At 72.3% G+C, this 22555-nt stretch carries 22 protein-coding genes; 7 read left to right on the top strand and 15 right to left on the bottom strand.

The features are described from left to right. Positions 1–110 precede the first annotated feature (110 nt). The 5 genes from MCBMB27_RS06790 to MCBMB27_RS06810 all read left to right on the top strand — a co-directional run bounded on the left by MCBMB27_RS06790 (position 111) and on the right by MCBMB27_RS06810 (position 5940). Positions 111–1346 (top strand): acyl-CoA dehydrogenase family protein, encoded by a 1236-nt coding sequence (locus MCBMB27_RS06790; RefSeq protein ID WP_043383145.1) that lies wholly within the window; start codon positions 111–113, stop codon positions 1344–1346. Beyond that, entirely contained in the window at positions 1343–2401 is a 1059-nt protein-coding gene (locus MCBMB27_RS06795) for a phosphotransferase family protein (RefSeq protein WP_043353020.1), read from the top strand. Before MCBMB27_RS06790 ends, MCBMB27_RS06795 begins: the two co-directional genes overlap by 4 nt. 2 nt (positions 2402–2403) lie before the next feature. Then, the gene (locus tag MCBMB27_RS06800; protein ID WP_075380116.1) at positions 2404–3180 is read left to right on the top strand and encodes an SDR family NAD(P)-dependent oxidoreductase; all 777 of its coding nucleotides are present in this window, start codon (positions 2404–2406) and stop codon (positions 3178–3180) included. A 220-nt stretch (positions 3181–3400) separates the two neighbouring features. After that, positions 3401–4171 carry an SDR family NAD(P)-dependent oxidoreductase gene (locus MCBMB27_RS06805; protein ID WP_075380117.1) on the top strand — a complete coding sequence of 257 codons (771 nt, stop codon included), beginning with the start codon at positions 3401–3403 and terminating at the stop codon, positions 4169–4171. After that, positions 4168–5940, top strand: a complete 1773-nt coding sequence (locus MCBMB27_RS06810; protein ID WP_075380118.1) for a class I adenylate-forming enzyme family protein — start codon at positions 4168–4170, stop codon at positions 5938–5940. The genes MCBMB27_RS06805 and MCBMB27_RS06810 overlap by 4 nt, the downstream gene beginning before the upstream one ends. On the opposite strand, the gene MCBMB27_RS06815 is transcribed toward MCBMB27_RS06810, so the two are convergent. After that, complete coding sequence (locus tag MCBMB27_RS06815) at positions 5907–6488, bottom strand: hypothetical protein (RefSeq protein ID WP_043383130.1); 582 nt, start codon at positions 6486–6488, stop codon at positions 5907–5909. The two genes, MCBMB27_RS06810 and MCBMB27_RS06815, sit on opposite strands and share 34 nt — an antisense overlap. Positions 6489–7073: 585 nt before the next feature. Here MCBMB27_RS06815 and MCBMB27_RS06820 point away from each other — a divergent pair. Next, entirely contained in the window at positions 7074–8813 is a 1740-nt protein-coding gene (locus tag MCBMB27_RS06820) for a methyl-accepting chemotaxis protein (protein WP_075380119.1), read from the top strand. Positions 8814–8853: 40 nt separating this feature from the next. Here MCBMB27_RS06820 and MCBMB27_RS06825 read toward each other — a convergent pair whose 3' ends face one another. The 5 genes from MCBMB27_RS06825 to bchO all read right to left on the bottom strand — a co-directional run bounded on the left by MCBMB27_RS06825 (position 8854) and on the right by bchO (position 13659). Continuing rightward, positions 8854–10107 carry a cytochrome P450 gene (locus MCBMB27_RS06825; protein ID WP_075380120.1) on the bottom strand — a complete coding sequence of 418 codons (1254 nt, stop codon included), beginning with the start codon at positions 10105–10107 and terminating at the stop codon, positions 8854–8856. Between the two features lie 9 nt (positions 10108–10116). Continuing rightward, the gene (locus MCBMB27_RS06830) at positions 10117–11388 is read right to left on the bottom strand and encodes an NAD(P)/FAD-dependent oxidoreductase (RefSeq protein ID WP_075380121.1); all 1272 of its coding nucleotides are present in this window, start codon (positions 11386–11388) and stop codon (positions 10117–10119) included. Then, the gene (locus MCBMB27_RS06835) at positions 11388–11633 is read right to left on the bottom strand and encodes a ferredoxin (RefSeq protein ID WP_043383119.1); all 246 of its coding nucleotides are present in this window, start codon (positions 11631–11633) and stop codon (positions 11388–11390) included. Before MCBMB27_RS06835 ends, MCBMB27_RS06830 begins: the two co-directional genes overlap by 1 nt. A 209-nt stretch (positions 11634–11842) precedes the next feature. After that, positions 11843–12628 (bottom strand): gamma-glutamyl-gamma-aminobutyrate hydrolase family protein, encoded by a 786-nt coding sequence (locus MCBMB27_RS06840; protein WP_043757034.1) that lies wholly within the window; start codon positions 12626–12628, stop codon positions 11843–11845. A gap of 122 nt (positions 12629–12750) precedes the next feature. Then, a complete protein-coding gene (bchO, locus tag MCBMB27_RS06845; RefSeq protein ID WP_075380122.1) occupies positions 12751–13659 on the bottom strand; it encodes an alpha/beta fold hydrolase BchO in 909 nt (302 codons plus the stop codon). Positions 13660–13878: 219 nt separating this feature from the next. Between bchO and MCBMB27_RS30160 the strand changes: the two genes are divergently transcribed. Next, positions 13879–14025, top strand: a complete 147-nt coding sequence (locus MCBMB27_RS30160; RefSeq protein WP_164706391.1) for a hypothetical protein — start codon at positions 13879–13881, stop codon at positions 14023–14025. Positions 14026–14056: 31 nt separating this feature from the next. Here the strand turns inward: MCBMB27_RS30160 and MCBMB27_RS06850 are convergent, their stop codons facing one another. The 9 genes from MCBMB27_RS06850 to puhA form a co-directional block, all read right to left on the bottom strand. Further along, positions 14057–15685: a magnesium chelatase subunit D gene (locus tag MCBMB27_RS06850; RefSeq protein ID WP_236952926.1), complete on the bottom strand. Its 1629-nt coding sequence runs from the start codon at positions 15683–15685 to the stop codon at positions 14057–14059. Positions 15686–15953: 268 nt separating this feature from the next. After that, on the bottom strand, positions 15954–16964 hold the full coding sequence (gene bchI, locus MCBMB27_RS06855) for a magnesium chelatase ATPase subunit I (RefSeq protein ID WP_053608298.1): 1011 nt from the start codon (positions 16962–16964) through the stop codon (positions 15954–15956). Between the two features lie 134 nt (positions 16965–17098). Beyond that, a complete protein-coding gene (gene hemA / locus MCBMB27_RS06860) occupies positions 17099–18316 on the bottom strand; it encodes a 5-aminolevulinate synthase (RefSeq protein WP_043383104.1) in 1218 nt (405 codons plus the stop codon). Positions 18317–18428: 112 nt separating this feature from the next. Further along, positions 18429–19223 carry a putative photosynthetic complex assembly protein PuhE gene (gene puhE / locus MCBMB27_RS06865; protein ID WP_043354267.1) on the bottom strand — a complete coding sequence of 265 codons (795 nt, stop codon included), beginning with the start codon at positions 19221–19223 and terminating at the stop codon, positions 18429–18431. 1 nt (position 19224) lies between these two features. Continuing rightward, the gene (acsF, locus tag MCBMB27_RS06870; RefSeq protein ID WP_075380123.1) at positions 19225–20313 is read right to left on the bottom strand and encodes a magnesium-protoporphyrin IX monomethyl ester (oxidative) cyclase; all 1089 of its coding nucleotides are present in this window, start codon (positions 20311–20313) and stop codon (positions 19225–19227) included. Next, the gene (locus MCBMB27_RS06875) at positions 20310–20606 is read right to left on the bottom strand and encodes a hypothetical protein (protein ID WP_020095258.1); all 297 of its coding nucleotides are present in this window, start codon (positions 20604–20606) and stop codon (positions 20310–20312) included. The genes acsF and MCBMB27_RS06875 overlap by 4 nt, the downstream gene beginning before the upstream one ends. Beyond that, entirely contained in the window at positions 20606–21100 is a 495-nt protein-coding gene (gene puhC / locus MCBMB27_RS06880; protein WP_052083600.1) for a photosynthetic complex assembly protein PuhC, read from the bottom strand. Before puhC ends, MCBMB27_RS06875 begins: the two co-directional genes overlap by 1 nt. 11 nt (positions 21101–21111) lie before the next feature. Beyond that, positions 21112–21762 (bottom strand): photosynthetic complex putative assembly protein PuhB, encoded by a 651-nt coding sequence (gene puhB, locus MCBMB27_RS06885; protein WP_043757042.1) that lies wholly within the window; start codon positions 21760–21762, stop codon positions 21112–21114. Then, positions 21759–22538: a photosynthetic reaction center subunit H gene (puhA, locus tag MCBMB27_RS06890; RefSeq protein ID WP_043757045.1), complete on the bottom strand. Its 780-nt coding sequence runs from the start codon at positions 22536–22538 to the stop codon at positions 21759–21761. The genes puhB and puhA overlap by 4 nt, the downstream gene beginning before the upstream one ends. Positions 22539–22555: the final 17 nt, after the last annotated feature.

Genomic DNA, 22555 nt, shown 5'->3' on the forward strand with positions numbered 1-22555 from the left:
CACGGGAGAGGGGGCCCGTCGCGCCGCGGGTGAAGGCAGTGGGACGGCGGGCAGCCGGCTCGCACAGCTTGGTGCGCTGGCCGGCAGGAAAACCCTAGGGAGCGGACACCGTGGACTTCAACCTCTCCCAGTCCCAGACGCACTGGCTGAACCGCGTCCGCGCCTTCATCGCCGCCGAGATCCTGCCGGCCACCGCCGCGGTCGCGGCCGAGCGGACGGAGAGCCGTGCCCCCTCGCCCACGATGGAGCGGCTGAAGGACCGGGCGAAGGCCGAGGGCCTGTGGAACCTGTTCCTGCCGCCCTCCCCCGAGCACGACACGGTGGAATACCGCGGCGCCGGCCTCACCAACCTCGATTACGCGCTCTGCGCCGAGGCGATGGGCCGGGTCGGGATCGCCTCGGAAGTCTTCAACTGCGCGGCGCCCGATACCGGCAACATGGAGGTGCTGCACCGCTACGGCAGCCCCGCCCAGAAGGAGGCGTGGCTCAGGCCCCTGATGGCCGGCGCGATCCGCTCGGCCTTCCTGATGACCGAGCCGGAGGTCGCCTCCTCGGACGCCACCAACATCGCGACGTCGATCCGCCGGGACGGCGACCACTACGTCATCGACGGCCGCAAGTGGTGGTCGACCGGCGTCGGCGACCCGCGCTGCAGGATCGCGATCCTGATGGGCAAGACCGACCCGGACGCCCCCCGCCACCGGCAGCAAACGCAGATCCTGGTGCCGATGGACACGCCGGGGGTGCGGGTGGAGCGGCTGCTGCCGGTCTTCGGCTACGAGGACGCCCCCAAGGGCCACGGCGAGGTGGTGCTGGAGCATGTCCGCGTGCCGGCCGGGAACTTGATCCTGGGCGAGGGCCGCGGCTTCGAGATCGCGCAGGGAAGGCTCGGGCCGGGCCGGATCCACCATTGCATGCGCACCATCGGGGCCGCCGAGGTGGCCCTGGAGGCCATGGCGCGCCGCCTCGTGTCCCGGGTCGCCTTCGGCAAGCGGATCTCCGAGCAGTCGGTCTGGGAGCAGCGGGTCGCGGAGGCGCGGATCGACATCGAGATGGCCCGCCTCCTCTGCCTGAAGGCCGCCGACATGATGGACAAGGTCGGCGCCAAGGGCGCCAAGCTCGAGATCGCCATGATCAAGGTCGCGGCGCCCCGGGTGGCGCTGAAGGTGATCGACGACGCGATCCAGGCCCATGGCGGGGCCGGCGTCTCGGAGGATTTCGGGCTCGCCAGGATGTACGCCCATATTCGCACCCTGCGGCTCGCCGACGGGCCCGACGAGGTCCACAACCGCTCGATCGCCCGGCTGGAATTCGGGCGCTACACCAATGCCCGCGAGGGCGCATGAGCGACGCGGATGTCTTCTCCGGCGTGAAGCCGGTCGAGCCGCGCCACCGGATCGACGAGGCGAAGCTCGCCGCCTGGATGGAGGGCCACGTCCGCGGCTACGCCGGCCCGCTCACCGTGCGGCAGTTCCGCGGCGGTCAGTCGAACCCGACCTACCGGCTCGACACGCCCGCCCAGGCCTACGTGCTCCGGCGAAAACCCTTCGGCCCGCTCCTCCCCTCCGCGCACGCGGTGGACCGCGAGTTCCGGGTGATCGGCGCCCTCTACGGCGAGGGTTTCCCGGTGCCGCGGCCCTTCGCGCTGTGCGAGGACCCGGACATCATCGGCGCGGCCTTCTACGTGATGGAGGCGGTGGACGGCGCGGTGCACTGGGACGGGGCGCTGCCGGGCCTCGATCCCCATGCCCGCCACCGGCACTATGCCGGCATGATCGCCACGCTGGCGCGCCTGCACGCCATCGACCCGGAGGCGGCGGGGCTCTCCGATTACGGCCGGCCCGGCAACTACTTCGCCCGGCAGGTCGACCGCTGGACCCGCCAGTACCGCGCCGCCGAGGACGGGCGCCTGGAGGACGTCGAGCGGCTGATCGCGTGGCTGCCTCGGACCGTGCCGGAGCAGCAGGGCGCCTGCGTGGTCCACGGTGATTACCGCCTCGACAACCTGATCTTTTCCCGCGACGGCGGCGTCAGCGCGGTGCTCGACTGGGAGCTGTCGACGCTCGGCGACCCGCTCGCCGATTTCAGCTACCTGCTGATGCAGTGGGAGTTGCCGGCCGACGGGCGCAGCGGGCTCGGCGGGCTCGACCTGCCGGCTTTGGGCATTCCCACACGGGACGAGGCGGTGGCGCTCTACTGCCGGGCGGCGGATCGGAAAAGCCTGCCCGACCTCGACTGGTACTTCGCCTACAACCTGTTCCGGCTGGTCGGCATCCTGCAGGGTGTGGCCGCCCGCGCCAAGGCGGGCAACGCCGCGAGCGAGCACGCCGCCGCCATGGCGGCACGCGTCCCGAAGCTTGCCGAAGCGGCCTGGGGCTTCGCCGAGCGGGCGGGGGCCTGAGCATGGAGTTTTCCGGCCGCGTCGTCGCCGTCACGGGGGCCGCCCGGGGCATCGGCCGGGCGCTCGCCGCGGCGGCCCGGGCCCGGGGCGCGACCGTGGTCGCCCTCGACCGCGACGGCGCCGGGGCTGAGGCCGTGGCGGCGGAACTCGGCGGACGGGCCTATGCCATCGACGTGGGTGACCCGGAGGCGGTTGCCGCTGCCCTCGCAGGCATCGAGGCCGGGATCGGTCCCATCGCGCTCTACTGCTCCAATGCCGGCATCCTGGAGCGCGACCCCGATCCGGATCTCGCCACCTCCGCCGATCCGGAGAGCTGGGCGCGGTCGTGGTCGGTGAACGTGATGGGCCATGTCCACGCGGCGCGGGTTCTGGTCCCGCTCTGGCGCGCCCGAGGCGGGGGCGCGTTCCTCGGCACCGTCTCGGCGGCGGGGCTCTTGAGCCAGATCGGCAGCGCCACCTACGGGGCCACCAAGCACGCGGCGCTGGCCTTCCTGGAGCATCTCGCCATCGCCCATGCCGCGGACGGGATCCGGGTCGCCGCCCTGTGCCCGCAAGGCGTCGACACCGCCATGCTGGGGGCGGCCAGCGCCGCGTCGCGCGACGGCGTGCTGTCACCCGAGGCCGTCGCCGAGGCCGCCCTGGATGGGCTGGCATCGGGGCGCTTCCTGATCCTGCCGCACCCGCAGGTGGCCGAATACGCCCGCCGCCGGGCCGAGGATCCCGAACGGTGGCTTGCCGGCATGGCGCGCCTGCGCCGGTCGATGCGGGCGGGGGCGTGAGGATGGGCGGCGTCCGGAGACACCAGCGGTGGCCGCGTGAGGCGCTGGTCCCCTCTCCCGTGCGGGAGAGGGACAGGGTGAGGGATCGGGTCTTTCCGGACAGCGCGCACCCCTCACCCCAACTCTCTCCCGTACGGGAGAGGGGGCGCGTCGCGACCGTCAGATCCCGCGGAACCAAGCTGGCGGGCGTGTCCGGCCCTGCGCAGCGCGGAGGCGAGCCATGTCCCTGTTCGACCTGACCGGCAAGGTCGCGCTCATCACCGGCTCCTCCCGGGGCATCGGGCGGGCGATCGCCCTGCGGATGGCCGAGCACGGCGCCCGGGTGGTGATCTCCTCGCGCAAGCGCGAGGCCTGCGCGGCGGTGGTCGCCGAGATCGAGGCCGCGCACGGCGCCGGCCGCGCCATGGCGATCCCGGCGAGCATCTCGGTGAAGGACGAGCTGGAAGCCCTGGTCACCGAGACCGAGGCGCGGCTCGGCCCGGTGGACGTGCTCGTCTGCAACGCCGCCAGCAATCCCTATTACGGGCCGCTGGCCGGCATCTCCGACGCGCAGTTCCGGAAGATCCTCGAGAACAACGTCCTGGCGAACCACTGGCTGATCCAGAGGGTCGCCCCCGGCATGGTGGCGCGGCGGGACGGCGCGATCGTCATCGTCTCCTCCATCGGGGCGCTCAAAGGGTCGCCGGTGATCGGCGCCTACAACGTCTCGAAGGCCGCCGACCTCCAGCTCGCCCGCAACTACGCGGTGGAGTACGGGCCCGCCAACGTGCGGGTGAACTGCCTCTGCCCGGGGCTGATCCGCACCGATTTCGCCCGGGCCCTGTGGGAGGATCCCGAGATGCTGGCCGCCACCACGGACGCCGCGCCCCTGCGCCGGATCGGCGAGCCCGACGAGATCGCCGGCGCCGCCGTGTTCCTGGCCTCCGCGGCGGGCCGGTTCGTGACCGGTCAGGCACTGGTCATCGACGGCGGCGTGACCATCGCCCGATGAGTCTCGACCCCCGCATCCCCGCCGGCTGGCCTTCCCTGCCCTTCCGCGAGGCCGAGGCGCGGCTCACCGCCCCGGGCGCACCCTTCGCCATCGCCACGGTGCCGATCCGGGGCGTGCCGACCCGGATCTGGGAGAAGGCCCCGCCGACCCTGCGCGACCTGTTCCGGATCGCCCGGGGGCACGGAGAGAAGACCTTCGTGGTCTATCAGGACGAGCGCGTGACCTTCACGGGCTTCGCCCGCGCCGCCACCGCCCTGGCGCGGGCCCTGGTGGAGGCCGGCCTGCGCAAGGGCGACCGGGTCGCCATCGCGCAGCGCAACCTGCCCGAATGGCCGGTGAGCTATTTCGGCGCCCTGCTCGCCGGGGCGATCGCGACGCCGCTCAATGCGTGGTGGACCGGGCCCGAGCTCGCCTACGGCCTGCAGCATTCGGGCGCGCGGGTGCTGATCGCCGACGGCGAGCGCTTCGCCCGGCTCGCCCCGCATCTGGGCGAATGCCCGGCCCTGGAGCGGGTCCTCACCACCCGGATGGAGCCGGACCCCCGGGCGATGCCGCTCGCCGAGATCGTGGGGCCGGTCCGGGACTGGGCCGCCCTGCCCGACCTGCCCCTGCCCGACATCGCTCTCGATCCGGAGGACGACGCGACGCTGTTCTACACCTCGGGCACCACCGGCAAGCCCAAGGGGGCGGTCGGCACCCACCGGGCGGCCGCCACGACGGTGATGGCCTATCCCTACTCGGCGGCGCGCAGCGCCCTGCGCCGGGGCGAGAGCCCGCCCAAGCCCGACCCGTCCGCGCCGCAGCGGGCGGCGCTGCTGGTGATCCCGCTGTTCCACGTCACCGGCTGCCACGCGAGCCTCGGGGCGGCGCTCTACGGCGGCCACCGGCTGGTGATGATGCATCGCTGGGACGCGAACGCGGCCCTCGATCTGATCGAAGCCGAGGGCTGCACCAGCGCGGGCGGCGTCCCGACCATCGCGTGGCAGCTCGCCACCGCCGCCCGGGAAGCCGGACGGCCGCTGCCGAGTCTCGAGGGCGTCACCTATGGCGGCGCCCCGGCCGCCGGCGACCTCGTGCGAACGCTCGGCGAGGCCTTGCCGAAGGTCGTCCCCGGGACCGGCTGGGGCATGACCGAGACCTCGGCGACCTTCACCCATCACCAGGGCGAGGATTACCTCGCGCATCCCGAGTCCTGCGGTCCGCCCCTGCCGGTCTGCGAGGTGCGGATCGTCGACCCCCTCGGGGACGTGCTGCCGCCGGGCGCGGTCGGCGAGCTCTGCGTGAAGGGCCCCAACGTGGTCCGCGGTTACTGGGACGACCCGACGGCCACCGCCGAGGCCCTCTCCGAGGGCTGGCTGCGCACCGGCGACCTCGCCCGCGCCGACGACGAGGGGTTCCTGACCATCGTCGACCGGATCAAGGACATGCTGATCCGCGGCGGCGAGAACATCTATTGCTGCGAGGTCGAGAACGCCCTCTACGCCCATCCGGACGTGATCGACGCCGTGGTGCTGCCGGTGCCCCATCCGACCCTCGGGGAGGAGCCGGGCGCCATCGTGGTTCTGGCGGAGGGGTCGAGTGCCGACGCCTCGGAGATCCGCGCCTTCGCGGCCGCGCGGCTCGCGGCGTTCAAGGTCCCGGTGCGGATCGTGATCCGGGACGAACTCCTGCCGCGCAACCCCGCCGGGAAGATTCTGAGGGCCCCCCTGCGGGCGGTGTTCGCAGGCGTGTCAGATCAGAACGGCTCACCCTCTTGGTCCGGGCGGTAGACCCGCAGGGTCCGGCCGTCGGGGAACTGCACCGTCCGGCGGCGGACCACGACGTAGCCGGCGGCCTGCGCGCTGCTCAGGCGATCGAGGCGGTCGTCGGTGTCGTCCGGCGCGTAGCCGTACCCATAGCCGGGCCCGTAATTGTAGGCGCGGTAGCGCGCGTAGCCTTCAGGCGGAGGCGCCGCGGCGATCTGCGGGCCGCTACGGATCATGCGGGCCGGCGCCGCGGCGATGCGGGCCCGGCGCGGCGCGGCGGCGAGCCGCTTGGCGGTCGATGATGGGCCGCGTGCCGCCTTCCGCTCCGGCTCGCGCCGCGCCGCGACGGCCGTCCGTTTGGCTGGCGTCGGCCGGACCTTCGTCGCCGCCGCGGGGGTCGAGGCGGCCGTTGCCGGCGCCGCCGCCTTCTGATCCGCGGCCGGCGCCTTTTCGGTGGCCGGTTTGTGGGCCGGTGGGTCCGTCCAGGTCGTGGCCACGGATTCGGCGGATGCGCCGCCCAGGCCGAGGGCCAGGATGAGGGCGGCGAGGCTCGTTCGCGCACCGTGCAACATGGTGCCCTCCTGAAATCGCGGCGTTCCCGACTGATCCGCTAGGCGATGCAACAATAGATCGAACTGCCGCACAGGGGAATTCCGTCGCTGCATTTCCATGAAGATCGTCGAAGCACGTTTAATACCGATGACGCTCCGCTCGGGCGATCCGTGTCGGGGCGGCCGCGGTCCTGCCGGCCGGGAGCCCCTGCCGGACCGGCGCCATCGGAGCCTGCCGATCGATGACGGATCCTGCGGCCGGACAGGCTCGCGCTCGTGGCGCAGACCGGACTGATCGTCGGGCCGACCGCCGCTCGCCCCTGCGGCCGGACACGGGCTGCTTCAGGCGGGTACACTACAGCGTGACCGGACAGCCGTGAACAGTTGAGTTGCTGTCCCGTCTCGAATAGAATTAGATACTAATCTATGTAAATTTACTGAGATAGGCTGCTTTCACGGGGCGCCTCTCGACATCCGCCCTCAGGGTTCCGGCTCTCGGTCGCGAATTTTTGCGATTTACTAACCCGATCGCGCGAAAGTGGCTCGATGCAGCGCCGACGGCGACCCTGTTCCGGCAGGCTGCAGGCGTCCTCTTCCGGTGCTCGGATGATTCCCAACCAGACCAGCCGCCCGTCCGCCGACCGTGCCGTGCCGTGGTACAGTCTCGCCAACCTCAAGCTCCGCCACAAGCTGGCGGCCGTGATGGTCCTGGTGCTCGTGGCCATCGGCGCCCTGAGCGCGCTGAGCTATGTCGACATGCGCAGCTCGGCGCTCGAGGATCGCGCCCTGATGACGAAGCGCCTCACCGAGGTCGCGCAGAGCCTGCTCGGCCATTACGAGGCGCAGGCCACCGCGGGCCAGATGCCCCTCGCCGAGGCGCAGAAGGCGGCCCTCGCGGCGATCACCGCCCTGCGCTTCGGCAGCGAAGACTACTTCTTCGTCCTCGATGCCCAGGGTCACCTGATCGCCAACGCCTTCAACGCCAAGAACGTCGGCAAGCGGGTGGTGGACCAGACCGACGTCCCCGGCGGAAAGCGCTACTTCGCCGAGATGGTCGAGACCGCCACGCGCGACGGCTCCGGCTTCGTCGACTACATGAAGCCGCGCGCCGGCGGGTCCGTGGCGGTGGAGAAGGTCGCGAGCGTGCAGATGTTCAAGCCGTGGGGCTGGATCGTCGCCACAGGCCTGTACCGGGACGATGTCCACGCGGCCGTGCGCGACCGGGCGGTCACCATCGCCGTCTGGTCAGCCGGCCTCGCCCTGCCGATCCTGGCGCTGCTCCTCCTCGTCGGCAACAGCCTGGCGCGTCCGATCACCCGCCTGACCGCGGCGATGCGCGGCCTCGCGGACGGCGATCTCGCGGTGACGGTCGATGACCAGCGGCGCGGCGACGAGGTCGGCGCCATGGCCCGCGCGGTCCAGGTGTTCAAGGACGCCCTGATCGCCAAGCGCGCGGCCGACGCGGCCGCCGTGGCGGAGAACGACGCGAAGATGCGCCGCGCCCAGATGCTGGACGCGATCACCGCCCGGTTCGACACGCAGGTCGGCGCGCTGACGCAGGGGCTGTCCTCGGCCGCGGTGGAGATGGAAGCCACCGCCCGGGAGATGACGCGCACGGCCGCGCGGACCACCGACCAGTCCGTGCGCGTGGCCGCTGCCTCCGAGCAGACGTCGAGCAACGTGCAGACCGTGGCGGCGGCCAGCGAGGAGATGGCCGCCTCGATCCACGAGATCGCGGCCCGCGTCGCCCAGTCCTCCGCGATGGCCGACCGGGCCAGCACGGATGTGACCCAGACGAACGCCCTGATGCAGGTGCTGTCCCGCGGCACCGACCAGATCAGCGAGGTGATGGGCCTGATCGCCGGGATCGCCGGGCAGACCAACCTGCTGGCCCTCAACGCCACCATCGAGGCGGCGCGCGCCGGCGAGGCCGGCAAGGGCTTCGCCGTGGTGGCGGGCGAGGTGAAGGCGCTCGCTTCGCAGACGGCCCGGGCGACCGAGACCATCGCGGCGCAGATTGCGGCCATACAGACCGAGACGCGGCAGGCGGTCGAGGCGATGCGGACGATCGGGGGCACGATCGACGAGATGCGCACGGTGGCGCTCAGCGTGGCCGCCGCCATGGAGGAGCAGGGCGCGGCCACCAGCGAGATCGTCCGGAACGTCACGCAGGCGGCGCAGGGCACGCAGGCGGTGAGCACCGATATTGCCGACGTCCGGCAGGCGGCCCGCGACACCGGGACGGCCTCCGGACAGGTCCTGAGCGCCGCGCAGGAACTGGCCCGCTACTCGGCGAGCCTCGGCGCGGAGGTCACGACCTTCCTCGCCGCCGTCAAGGCCGCCTGAGGGGCATCGTGCGCCGCCGACCCGCCGGCCCGGCGGCGCCTCATGCGATCCCGTCGATCGCCACCCGCAGATGCTCGGGCCCGCGGAGCGCCGCGCCCGACCGGTAGGGCGGCGGGTCCTCGATCAGCCGGGGCGCCTTGAGCCGGCGGGCAAGGGCGGTCAGCGCCGCCTCGGCCTCGAACCGGGCAAGGGGCGCGCCGACGCAGTAATGCAGGCTGCCGCCGAAGCCGAGATGGCGGAGTCCGGCGCGGTCGGGGTCGAACCGGTCGGGATCCGGGAAGACGGCCCCGTCGCGGTTGCCGGCGGCCAGCAGCAGCACGAGGTCGGCGCCCTCGGGGATCGTCACGCCCGCGATGTCGATGGCCGAGAGCGTCCGCCGCGTCCGGAACTGCACCGGCGGCTCGTAGCGCAGCAGTTCCTCGATCAGCCGCGGGGCCCGGAGCGGATCCTGCCGCAGGCGCTCCAGCTCATCGGGATGGCGCAGCAGGGTCAGCAGGCCGTTGGTGATCAGGTTCACGGTGGTCTCGTGGCCGGCCACCAGCATCAGGATCGAGGTGGCGATGAGGTCGTAATCGCCCATCTTCACCCCGGCTGGGGTCGCGTGGTTGGCAAGCCCCGACAGCATGTCGTCCCCCGGGTGCTTCCGCTTGTCCTTGATCAGGTCGGCCATGTAGCCGCCGATCGCGTCGAAGGTCCGGCTGTTCTCGGCGCGGATCTCGGGGTCGGACAGGCTGTCGGGCTCCAGCGCGGTGGCGAGCTGCGTCGCCCAGCCGTGGAACTTCGGCTCGTCCTCCCGGGGCACGCCGAACAGCTCGCAGATCACCGTCACGGGCAGCGGGTAGGCGAGGTCGTCGACCGCATCGATCTCTCGGGCGCCGCATTTCTCGTCGAGCAGATCGGCGACCAATTGGTCGGAGCGGGCGCGCATCGCCTGAACGCGCTCCCGGCTGAACTGGTGCATCACCGCCGAGCGCAGGGCATCGTGGTCCGGCGGGTCGCGGAAGATGAAGACCCGGTGCCGGTCCATCATCCAGTCCTTGAGCGGCTTCACGATCAGGTCGGTGAGGGGGTTGCCGGTACGCGGCCGGTCGGCCGGGGGCAGGGTCTCGGAGCTGACCCGCGGGTCCTGCAGCAGGCTGGCGATGGTGCCGTGGGTCGCCGCAACCCAGGTGCCCTCCTCGGTGCCGTCGTCCTGGCGCGAGACGGGGTTCTCCCGCAGCCGCGCATAGATCGGATAGGGATTCGGCCGGTTGGCGAAATCCTTGACCTGATTGAGGAGGGTGGCGTCGGGCATGCGGTTTCCTTAGGGCAAGCCCGGCTCGAGGATCGTGACGGCCTTCGGCCGGTCGGTCGCGGCGCCGCGTGGCGGGAACGGGGCCCGGGCGGCGACCAGCTCGGCATGGGCCGGCAGCCAGCGGGCGGAATCCACCGAGACCGCCGCGATGCAGCGTCCTTCGCGGCCGTAGAGGGCGACGAAGCGGCCGGCGGCCGGATCGCCCTGCGTGATCGCCACGGCGTCGGCGCCCTCGGTCAGACCCGCGGATTTCACCACGAGGTCTCCTTGCGTCGACCAGAAGGTCGGCAGGGCGCCGTAGGGCACCTCGGGTCCCGCGCCGGCGAGCAGCCGGCCGGCATGGATGCCCTGCGCCACCGCGTGGCTCCAGTGCTCCAGGGCGACGCGCCGGCCCCCGTAGAGGGGATGGGGAAAGCGCGCCACGTCGCCGGCGGCGGCGATGTGCGGATCGGGCTGTCCGTCGGTGTCGAGGACATAGCCGCGCGCGTCGCAATCGACCCCGCCGCAATCCGCAGACAGGCCGGATCCTTCGAGCCAGTCGGTGTTGCGCACCGCGCCCAGGGCGATGACGGCGATGTCGGTCGCGATGCTGCCGCCGTCGACCAAGTGGGCCCGCACCAGCCGGCCGCCCTCCGCCTCCAGCCACTCGACTTCGCTGCCGCAGCGCACCGCGACCCCGTGGCCCGCGTGGATCGCGCCGATCAACCCTCCGACGGTGCTGCCGAGCACGCGGGACAGGGGCGTCGCGCCGGGCTCGACCAGGGTGACGGGAAGGCCGAGCTGCCGGCACAGGCTCGCGACCTCGCAGCCGATGAAGCCCGCGCCGATCACCAGAACGTGCCTCGGGCCGGCGGCCAGGGCGCGCCGCAAGGCGGCGGCATCGTCCCGCCCGCGCAAGGTGAAGACGCCGGAGAGCCGGCCCTCGTGGGGGTTCGGCCACGGCCGGGCGCGGGTACCGGTGGCGATGAGCAGCCGATCGTACGGGAGGGCACGCCCGTCGGCGAGGCGGACCGTGCGGGCTTGCCGATCGAGGCTCACGGCCGCCGTGCCGAGCTGCCAGTCGGCCGCGAGGCCGTGGCGTCCCGGCAGCGTCGTCGCGTCGGCCGCGACGGCACCGGTCAGGACATGCTTCGACAGCGGCGGCCTGTCGTAGGGAGGATGGGGCTCGTCGCCGACGATGGTGAGCGGGCCGGAGAACCCCGCCGCGCGCAGGGACTCGGCACCGCGCAGGGCCGCGAGGCCGGCGCCCACGATCAGGGCCCGCCCGGGGGGCTGCGCCATCAGGCGCCCCGCTCCGGATCCTCGACCCGGATCGCCTGGACTGGACAGGCAACGCGCGCCCGCTCGATGTCGTCCCGGTCCTGCGCGGCGGGCGCGGGATCGTAGAACAGGGCCTCGTGCCCCTCGATGCGGAAGTGCCGCGGCGCCGCGTAGCAGCACTGGGCATAGGCCTGGCACAGGTTGAGATCGACGCTCACCCGCAGGCCGGACGGGGGACCGGAAGACGCATCGGCAGAGGGGGACATGGCGAGGCAACCGCGGGCGGGCGCTGCGGGTTCCGCGGGCCGTCGTCGCGGCCCGATGCGCCCGACCCTGGATGCCGATGCCTGGCAGCCTCTGGCGGCGTGGAGACGGCGGCCACCCCCTTCATCAGGCCGCGCCGGTGGGGACGTACCCTGGGCCCGCCGCATCGGCGCCCCGTCAGGGGATCGCCGTCCGCGGCCGATGCCGCGCTTCAGCGCCCCCCGGCCACCCTTGCCCGGTGCCGCGTCGCCGCGGCCATCCCGAAGGCCTCGAACAGGGCGCGGTTGAGCGGGTTGGTCGCCGGATCGTGCTCGGCGTGCCACTGGACGCCGAGGGCGAAGCCCGCCGCGTCGCGGACGCGGATCGCCTCGACCGTCTCGTCCTCGGCGACCCCCTCGATCACGATCCGTCCGCCCGGTTCGAGGATGCCCTGGCCGTGCAGGGAGTTCACCCGGATCGTCTCGCGTCCGAGGAGACGGGCGAAGGCGCCTCCGGGCGTCAGGCGGACCTCGTGACGGTCGGCGAAGATCACCTCCAAGTCCGGATGGATCTCGCCGTTCGGGAGGCGCGGCATGCGGTGGTTGAGCCGGCCCGGCAGGTCGCGGATCTCCGGGTGCAGGCTGCCCCCGAAGGCGACGTTCATCTCCTGAAAGCCGCGGCAGATGCCGAACAGCGGCACCCCGCGTGCCACGCAGGCCTCGATCAGCGGCAGAGCCACGGCGTCGCGGTCCTCGTCGTAGGGCTCGTGCGCCGCGCAGGGCTCGGTGTTGAACCGGGTCGGGTGGACGTTGGCGCGGCCGCCCGTGAGCAGGATGCCATCCACGGTATCGAGGAGGTCGCCGAGGTCGGTGATCGCCGGGGCGGCGGCGAACATCAGCGGCAGGGCTCCCGCCACCGCGGCCACCGCCCGCATGTTGTTCTCGCCGACGATCTGCGCCGGAAACCGATTGTCGATCAGGCGGGCGTTGCCGATGACGCCGATCACGGGTCTCGCCATCGTCCCGGCTGCTCCTTGTGCTGGCTAATTGTGCTGGCTAATTGTGCTGGCTAAGCGGCAGGCCCTTGCGGCCCGCGGCAGGCTCTACGACCCACGCAAGGCCGACGCCAGTCCCGTCCGGGTCACGGCGGCGACAGAAGGCCCGCGTCCAAAGCCTCCGCGTGCAGCACCTCGGCCACGCGCTCCGGCGCCTCCTCGTGCGCGAGGTGGCCGAGACCCCGGATCAGGCGGACGCGGGCGTCGGGCAGGCGGTCGCGCAGGGCGAAGGCGGTGTCCGGCAGGATGGCCCTGTCGTCGCCGCCGACGATCAGCACGGTCCGGGTCGCGAGGCCGGGCAGCGCCCGGTGCAGGCCGGCCAGATCCCAATTCGCCATCATCCCCAGCGCACCGCGGACATGGCCGGCCCGGGCGAAGAGCCGCCGGTAGAGATCGACGCCCTCCGGGTCGAGGCGCGAGCCGGTCCCCTCGATCAGCCGCTTGGCCGCGGCGCGGTCCGCCGTCCAGGCGAAGATCTTCGGGGTGAGCGGGTTGAGGAACAAGAGCCGCGCCATGCCGGGGAACAGCAGATTGGCCGCCCCCGGCAAGGGCGCCAGGGCGCCGTTGAAGGCCGCCAGCAGCCGGGGAGCGATGGCGCCGTCGAGGCACATCCGTGCCAGCACGGCCGCACCGGCCGAGTGGCCCGCCGCCAGGACGGGCGGCCGGCCGAGCGCCGCCACGAGGCCCGCCACGGCCCGGGCCATGCCGGGCAGGGACAGGTCGGCGTCGGGCAGGGGATCCGTGAAACCGTGACCCGGCAGGTCCGGGGCGATGACGCGGAAGTCACGGGCGTGGAGCGGCGCCAGCCCGCGCCAGGAATGCGTGGCCGCCCCCGTCCCGTGCAGGAGCAGCAGCGTCGGGGCATCCGGGGACCCGAATTCCTGGACGTGCCATCGCAGGCCCGCCGCCTCCACGAAGCGGCTGGCCTCCCGATGGGGCCAGTCGCGACCCTCCACGGCCCAGTCCGGTCGGTCGGTCGCGACGCCGGTCAACATGCGTCCGCATCCCGCAATGCGGCATGACCGGAGAGGCCGGAGGTGCCAGAGGCGGCGGCGGTGCTATCGTTCATGGCCGGAAGTATTTCGTAGCACTGCATAATCCTATGCGGCGGCCGCATGCCACCGGTGAGAGGAAGCGGATTGCTGCGCCGCAACAACGGCGGCATATCACGGGCGAGCAAGAGCAACACGCGTCCCCGGACTTTGGAGAAGGCCATGATCCTGTTCACCTCCTCGACCCAGAACATCGCCGCCCCGGTCTCCGGCGGCTGGAGCCTCAAGGCCGTCATCCGCGAGATGCTGAACTCGTGGCTCGCCCATCACCAGCGCCTCGCCGACAGCGGCATCGGCGGCGACCTCTGAGACCCCGCCCCGGGGCTGAAGAGCGGGGCGCTCAGAGCGCCGCCCGCACCGCTGCGCTGAGCTGACCGGCCTCGGCCCGCGGCAGCTTCAGGTAACGGGCGCCCATCGCGTCCGCCACCGCCCGGGCGTCCTCGCCCCGGGTCCCCGTATCGACCACCAGGGCCGCCAGCCCGGCCGCCCGCAAGGTGCGGGCCGCCTGCAGGGCCTCCGCGCCCGCCCGGGCCCGTCCCCCCTCCCCCGACCGGGCGACGTTGGCGCGCCCGTCGGTCAGCAGCACGATCGCCGGCCGGCTGCCGCCGCGGCGCACGCCCAGCGCCACCGCGACCGCGGCATCGATCCCCGCCGCGAGCGGCGTGCCGCCCCCGCCGGGCAGCCCCGAGAGCCCGCGCTTGGCCCGGGTGAGCGAGCGGGTCGGCGGCAGCACCAACTCCGCGCCGGTGCCGCGGAACGCCACCAGCGCCACCCGGTCGCGCCGGACATAGGCCTCGGCCAGCAGCAGCTCGACCGCGCCCTTGGCTTCGGCCAGCCGCTCCAGGGCGGCCGAGCCCGAAGCATCGACACAGAACACCGTGGTGGTCTCGGTCCGCTGCTTGAGGATCCGGATCCGCAGATCGTCCCGCCGCACCACGATGCGGCGCGTCTCCTCCCCCGTGCGCCGCAGGGCCTGCCAGGGCGCGGCCGTTCGCAGGGTGGCGAGCAGGTCCAGGCGTCCCCGCCGCGGATCGCCCCGCCGGCAGCCCACCGGGCGCCCGGTGCGGGCGGCCGCCGCCTGCCCCACCCGGCCGGACTTCGCGGCCGTGAGCCGCCGACCCCCCGCCAGCAACTGGTCGAGGAGGTTCGGCGGTATGGCGGCGCGCACCGCCTCCAGCACGACGTCGTCGGGGGTTTCCGCGGCGGACGGATCCGTCGTCTCCGCCCTGGGCTGCTCCTGAGGCGCGTCCGCGGGTGGCGCCTCGGCGGTCTCGGGGCGCGGTTCTTCCGGTGCGGGCAGGCGCGTGGCGCGCGGCGCCAGGACGAGGCGCCCGGCCGCGACGATCTCCGCCCGGCCGATCGGCCCGTCGCCCGCGAGGGCGCGCGCGACCCGCACCGCCAGGATCGGGCCGCGCAGCGACGCGATCCCGAAGGCCTCGGCCAGGGCGCAGAGGCTCCCGACCGGATCGGGCTCCGGAGCGTCCGAGACGGGTTCCGGCTCAGCCGGGGGAGGCTCCGCGAGGCCGTTCAGGTCGATCCGGAAGGCGAGGCGATCGGCCAGCGCCTCGGCCACCGTCTCGTCCGCCTCGCCCTCGTCGAGGAGGATCAGGCCGAATCGGGCCGGCCGGTCCACCGCGGTGCCGGCATCCAGGGCGGCCGCGAGGCGGGACGCGGTGCCGGCCGGCAGGCGCTCGGCCATGGGGACGACGACGATCCCGCCATCGGCCTCCGCCAGCAGACCGGCCCGCGCGATGGGGCGGCCCGCCGCCAGGGTCGCGGCGAGATCCAGGCCGCCGAGCAGGCTGTCGTCGCCGATGCCGGGCGGCAGTCGCCGCCAGAGCGTTCCGGAGGGCAACGCGGACCGCAGGGTCTCGAGCCAGCGCTCGCGCTCCGGTCCGGGAGGGGCGCGGACCACCGCGCCACCGAGCCCATGCGGGTCGGCGGCGAGGAGCCGGGCGGCGCGATGCACGTCGGTCCAGGGATGCGACGCGCTGAAAAGCCTGTCCTGCAGAGGCGCGTTCTCGCCCTGGGCCGCCGGTTCGGCCTGCCCGGGACGCGACGCGACGCCCCCTGTCTCCCGTGCGGAAGAGGGTCGGGGTGAGGGAGGAGACCTTTCCGGATCGGGCACGTCCGTCACCCTGTCCCTCTCCCGCACGGGAGAGGAGACCCGCGCGCCATCCCGACCCGGTCGGGCGCGGTCCGTCCGGCCCACGACAGGCGGACCGGCAGCGCGACCGTCACGAAAACATCTCCGCCAGCGCCCGCTCCACCCGGGCGGTGGATCCGGATTCGTCCAGCGGGTTGCGGCGCAGCCGGTGGCGCAGGGCGGCCGGGGCGATGCGGCGGAGGTGGTCGTCGGTAACGGCCCCGGCGCCATCGAGGGCCGCGAGCGCCCGGGCGGTCCGCATCAGGGTCAGCTCGCCGCGCAATCCGTCCGTGCCCAGGGTGAGACAGAGCTGCGCCGCGCGCTCCAGGGCGGCATCCGGCACGGTCACCGACGGCAGGCGCTCCCGCGCCAGCAGGAGCCGCTTTCGAATCGCGGCCTCGTCCCGGGCGCGGGCGGCGCAGAAGCCCTCCGGGTCGCGCTCGTAGGCGTCGCGGGCACGCACCACCGCGATGCGGGTCGGGATGTCCTTCGGGGTCACGACCTCGCAGGCCAGCCCGAACCGGTCGAGGAGCTGCGGGCGCAATTCGCCCTCCTCCGGGTTGCCGGATCCGACCAGCACGAACCGCGCCGGATGGCGCAAGGACAGGCCTTCGCGCTCGACGGTGTTGACGCCGGAGGCCGCCACGTCGAGCAGCAGGTCGACGAGGTGGTCCTCGAGGAGGTTCACCTCGTCGATGTACAGGAAGCCGCGATTGGCCCGGGCGAGCAGCCCCGGCTCGAAGGCCTTCACGCCTGCGCCGAGCGCCCGCTCCAGATCGAGGGTGCCGACCACGCGGTCCTCGGTGGCGCCGAGCGGCAGGTCCACCACCGGCACCGGTGTCTTGTGACTCTTTCGCGGGCCGCCTTCCGCGCAATGCGGGCAGGATGCGGCCGGGCTGTCGGGGTCGCAATTGTAGGGGCAGCCGGCCACCGCCCGCATCGGCGGCAGCAGGGCGGCCAGCGCCCGGATCGCCGTGGACTTGCCGGTGCCGCGGTCGCCGAAGACCAGCACGCCGCCGACGGACGGGTCCACCGCCGCGATCAGCAGCGCCTGGCGCATCTCGTCCTGGCCGACGATGGCCGAGAAGGGGAAGGTGGGCACGGGGTTCTGGCTCTGGCTCCTCTCCTCCCCGCGTGGGGAGGAGCCGGAGATGGGGGGTGCAGGATGGGTCGAGGCGGTGCCGTCTGCACCACCCCCACCCCTACCCCTCTCCGCAAGGGGGAGGGAAGAGCGCCTTACTCCGCCGCCTTCTGCCGAAGCCCGATCCGCCCCCAAATCGTGGTCAGGGCCTCGACGAGACGGGCGATGTCGGCATCCGTGTGCAGCGGCGACGGGGTGATCCGCAGGCGTTCGGTGCCGCGGGCCACCGTCGGGTAGTTGATCGGCTGCACGTAGATGCCGAACTCGTCGAGCAGGGTGTCGGAGATCCCCTTGCACAGCACCGGGTCGCAGACCATCACCGGCACGATGTGGCTGTCGTTGGGCATGGTCGGGATGTCGGCGGCCTCCAGCGCCTGACGGACCTTCGCCACGCGCTCCTGATGCCGGGCGCGCTCTTCGCCGCTCGTCTTCAGGTGGCGGATCGACGCCGCCGCGCCCGCCGCCACCGCGGGTGGCAGGGAGGTGGTGAAGATGAAGCCCGACGCGAAGCTGCGCACGAAGTCGCAGAGCTTCTCCGAGGCCGTGATGTAGCCGCCGTGCACGGCGAACGCCTTGCCCAGTGTTCCCTCGATCACGTCGAGCCGGTGGGCGACGCCGTCCCGCTCCGAGATGCCGCCGCCGCGGGCGCCGTAGAGGCCGACCGCGTGGACCTCGTCCAGGTAGGTGAGTGCCCCGTGGGCCTCGGCCACGTCGCAGATCTCTCCAATGGGGGCGATGTCGCCGTCCATCGAGTACACCGATTCGAACGCCACCAGCTTCGGTCGGGCCGGATCGACCAGGGCGAGCTTGCGGTTCAGGTCCTCCGGGTCGTTATGACGAAAAATGTGGCGCTCGGCGCGGGAGAACCGGATGCCCTCGATCATCGAGGCGTGGTTCTCGGAATCGGAGAAGACCGCGCAGTTCGGCAGGCGTGAGGCCAGGGTCCCGAGCGCCGCCCAGTTCGACACGTAGCCGGAGGTGAACAGCAGGGCCGCCTCTTTGCCGTGGAGGTCGGCGAGCTCGCGCTCCAGGAGCACGTGGTAGTGGTTGGTGCCCGAGATGTTGCGGGTGCCGCCGGCGCCGGCGCCGCAGCGGTCGATCGCCTCATGCATCGCGCCGGTCACGGCCGGGTGCTGGCCCATGCCGAGATAGTCGTTGGAGCACCACACCGTCACGGGACGCGTGCCGCCGGCATGGTGGTGCGTGGCGTGCGGGAAGTTGCCCGCGTGGCGTTCGAGGTCGGTGAAGACCCGGTAGCGCCCTTCCCGGTGGAGCCCGGCGATCTCAGCCCCGAAGAAGGTCTCGTAGTCCATGTCGCCTCTCCCCGAACAAATCCTGCGGGTTGATCCCGCCTGTGACACCGGACTTCGCACAAGACCAGTTCCAGATTGGTGGACGTGCGTCGCCCGTTCGTGATCCCTCGGCCTACACGTGATCCGGCGGTCCGGCCGCTTCCCCGGGCGCCCGGGCCGGCAGGCTCCAGCGCCACAGCTCCGCCGAGGGCAGCGGCAGCATCAGGAACCAGTGCTCCAGGGTGGCGAGCGCCGTGAGCGTCGCCAGGACCGTGAGGCCGATCAGCTCGTGCTCCAGCAGGTCCGGCCCCAGGGCCGCGCGTCCGAGCAGCGCCGCCGCGATGGTCCCGAGGCTCACGGAGACCGGAAACAGCAGGTTCATCGGCTTCCGGGACAGGTAGCAGGCGAGGTAGCCGAGATGGTCCGGGAGGAACTCGGCATGGAGGTTGCGCACCCCCAGGAACAGGTTGAGCCGCGCCGAGAGGTTCATCACCACCAGGGTGCCGTAGGTCCACAGGGCGAAGCGGTTGGGGCTGCCCCAGACCAGGGCCAGGATCGCCAGACCCCCGATCACGATGGCGAATTCGTGCCACAGGCTGGTGGCGAGCGCCGCGAGGAACCGGTCGAACCCCCGCACCCCCGGCGCGCAGGCGGCCGGCTTGGGGCCGGACAGGAAGCCCATGTAGTAGCTCATCTCCTGCCAGCCCCAGACGACGAGCGCCGCCGTGAAGGCCGTGTAGGCCCCCGTGGCACTCGTGTCCGCGGCGCTGGACCGGATCGCCAACAGGGCGCCCGCGAGCAACAGCGTCGCCCCGGCCATGCTCCACGCATGCGTCCGCCGCGGGGCGTGGTCGAGCAGCAGGATCAGCCCGGTGGAGAACCACCAGAGCAGGACCGCGTAGACCACCGGGGCGGCGTAGGTCCCCATGCTACCAGACCGGCTGGAGGCGGATGTCGGCCGGCAGGGCGTTGGCCTTGACGGGGAGGAGATAGAGCCGGGCGAAGGTCGTGGCCGCCCGCAGCACCTGCGCGCCGTGCTGCACCGTGCCGACGACGCCGCCCCGCGCCTTGGCGTCGGCGATCGCCCGCGAGCAGGCAAGCAGCCGGTCGAGCCCCGCCTTGAACTTCGGGTTGTCGAGGTCGAGCTCCAGCGGGAAGGTCTGCCGGGAGATCTCCGAGGTGATCCGGAAGACCTTGAAGTCGTAGTCGGTGGGATCGACCCCGAGCGCCTTGTGGAAGGCCGGCCGGTGATGGTCGCGCACGTACATCGTGGCGAAGACCGCAAGCAGGAAGAATCGGATCCAGTAGCGGTTCACGCCGCTCGTCAGCTTCGGGTTCGCGCGCATCAGGAGCGCGAAGGCCTCCCCGTGGCGGAACTCGTCGTTGCACCAGAGTTCGAACCACTTGAAGATCGGATGGATGCGCCGCTCCGGGTGCCGCTCCAGCTCGCGGAAGATCGTGATGTAGCGGGCGTAGCCGATCTTCTCCGAGAGGTAGGTGGCGTAGAAGATGAATTTCGGTCGAAAGAACGTGTACTTCTTGGATTTGGTGAGAAACCCCAAATCCACGCCGATGCCGAAATCCTTGAGCGTATCGTTGATGAACCCGGCGTGACGCGCCTCGTCCCGGCTCATGAAGCCGAACAATTCCTTGATATCTTTGTTCTTTGCCCGCTTCCTCATCTCGGCATAGAGGACGCAGCCGGAAAACTCCGCCGTGATCGAGGAAACCAAGAAGTCCAAAAACTCCTTCCGCAATTCGGGCTCCATCTGCGACAGGTCGCAGTCGAACTCCTCGTTGCGGGTGAAGTGGCGCTTGTTCGGGTCGGCGCGCAGCTCGGCAATGAGCAGATCCCAGTCGCGGCGCACGGGCTCGACATTGGTGCGATCGAGCTCGTCGAAATCCGTCGTGTAGAAGCGCGGGCTGAGGAACGTCGTCTCCTGGGCGGCCCGCGTCGATTCGTTGACCGGAACCTTGGGGACAGGCTGGCCGGAGGGCGGCGGGACAGATGCGTTCACAGCTTCCTCCTCTCGGAAAAGCTGACCTCGTAGAGTTCGGTCAGCTCGAGATGGGCGATGAGTTTGGTCCAGGCCCGCTCCAGCGCCCCGGCCCGGGTGACCGTGGCGGTGCGGCGCACGGTCAGCCGCTCGCCGTAGGGCACCGAGGTCGGCGCGTCGTGGACCTGGACCTCGTCGCCGGGTTCGATCTCGAAGCCGGCATCGAGGGTCACGTGGGCGTGCAGGCTCTCGGGGGTCTGCTCGATCTCCACCGTGCAGGGTACGGTGACGGTGCGGCTGCCGAACAGGCCCATCACCGCGTCTCCGTGGCGGGTACGCCCGGCGCGGGCATCAGCCGGGCGAAGGCGCCGGCATTGGTCGGCCCGAAGGCCTCGAGCGGCACCCGGCGGCCGGTGGCCTCGTCGGCGAGCGCGAGCCGGCCGTCCTCGTAGCGGGTCAGGCTGAACGGTTGCTCGGGCCCCAGGCCTTCCCGTTGGCGGGCCTGGGCGAGGCCCCGCAGGGTCCCGCGCAGGAAGCCGTCCTCGCCGGGGCGGATCCAGGCGACGATGTGCCGGTCGGCGATGTCCCGGAGGGCGATCGAGCCATCGACCTGATCCTCGGCGCGGAATTCGAGCCGCGCCACCGCTTTGGCGGGCGGCAGTGCGACGAGGCCGACCTGCTCGCTCCGGCCGATCAGGACCGCCAGCATGGTGAAGCCCATGAGTGCGCCCGCACCGACCATCAGCAGCGCCGGTGCCGGTCCCGCCGGCCCCATCGCCCGGCCGGCGCCCTCCGCCCGCTCGCCCATCGTGCCCCTCCCTATTCGGCCGCGACGAGGCGACCGGAATTTTCGTCCGCGCGCTCGAGCTGCGCCACCCGAACCGGCGGCGCGGTGCCGTCGGCATGGGCCGCGAGGGCCCGTGCCAGCAGCGCCGCCGCGGCGTCGGCCTCCGGTACGGAGCGCATCATGGGCTCGGTCCGGGCGAGACGCCAGGGCCGGACATGCGGCCAGATGTGAAGGTAGGCGATGCGGATACCCGGCCGCAACTGCAGAGGGAGATCGCCGCTGCCATCCGTGAAGGCGCGCAGGGCCGCAGTCTCGATCTGCGCGAAGGGCAGGTTGTGGGTCACCGGCAGGGCGATGCCGGCCTGCAGCACGACACGACGGTTGGTCACCGTGTAGAGCGTCGTCCGATGGGTGAGCCATGCGAGCAGCCAGAGCAGCGCGACGGCGCCCGCGCCGATCACCAGGGTCGGTCCCACCACCTTCAGGGCCGAGGCGGGCGAACCGGCTGCCAGGCCGAAGGCCAGGGCGCAGACCGCAAACCACGCAATCACCAGACGGGCGTGGAACACCCGGACCAACAGGCCCAAGGTGGTCGGCCTGCTCTGCCACAGGATGCGCTCGCCCGCCGGCAGAGGACCGGGCAGGCCCCGCGGGGTGCCCTCGGGGAGGAAGTCGCCGCTCATATCAGGGGCTCCGCCCGGGCCGGCGTCGCGTAGAGCGTGCCGGCGCCGAAATACGAGACGATCCGCTCCTCCTCCAGGAAGGTCACGCTGTCGGGATCGCGGGTGGTCGGGATGTCGGCGAACTGGCTGGCGAGCAGCGCCTCGGTCGTCACCGTCTTGGTGAAGCCGCCGGCCCGGCAGAAGGTGGTCGGCATCAGCCGGCGGCCGCCCGCCGGGAGTTCCACCTCATAGTAGCGGATCAGCGACTCGCCGCGGTCGACCCAGACGTCGCTGATCACGCCTGCCACGGCGTTGTCGGTGCCGAACACCGTCATACCGATCGGGTTCGGGCCGCTTTCGTGGATGACGAAGTTCTTCGCCACCCGCAGGGGAACGATGCGGATCTCCTCGTCCCAGGTCCGGTCGTGGACGTCGTGTCGCAGCACCCAGGAGCCGGGGCCGACGCCGGCCTGGAGCGACGTGTCGGTGCGCTCGTAGGGAGCGCCGGGCCAGGGCTCGACCTTGCGGGCCGGGATGCCGGTCTCGATGTCGTCCCGGCCGTGCACCGCCTGCGGTGCGTAGGTGGTCTCGCCGCCGGGGAGATGGAAGGCCTTGGACCGGGGAATCAGGATCGGATCGTCCGCCTTGCGGCGGCCGACGGCCTCGTTCTCCAGCGGGTAGCCCTCCCGCCGGTCCTCGCGGCGCAGCCAGAAGACCAGCCCGGCGAAGAAGATGAAGAACGCGTAGAGCACGACCTGGGCGACGTCGACATAACCCGTAAGTGCGCCGGTTGGCATGGCTGTCCTCCCCGAAT

This window comes from Methylobacterium phyllosphaerae (genome assembly GCF_001936175.1).
In the GTDB taxonomy this organism is placed as follows: domain Bacteria; phylum Pseudomonadota; class Alphaproteobacteria; order Rhizobiales; family Beijerinckiaceae; genus Methylobacterium; species Methylobacterium fujisawaense.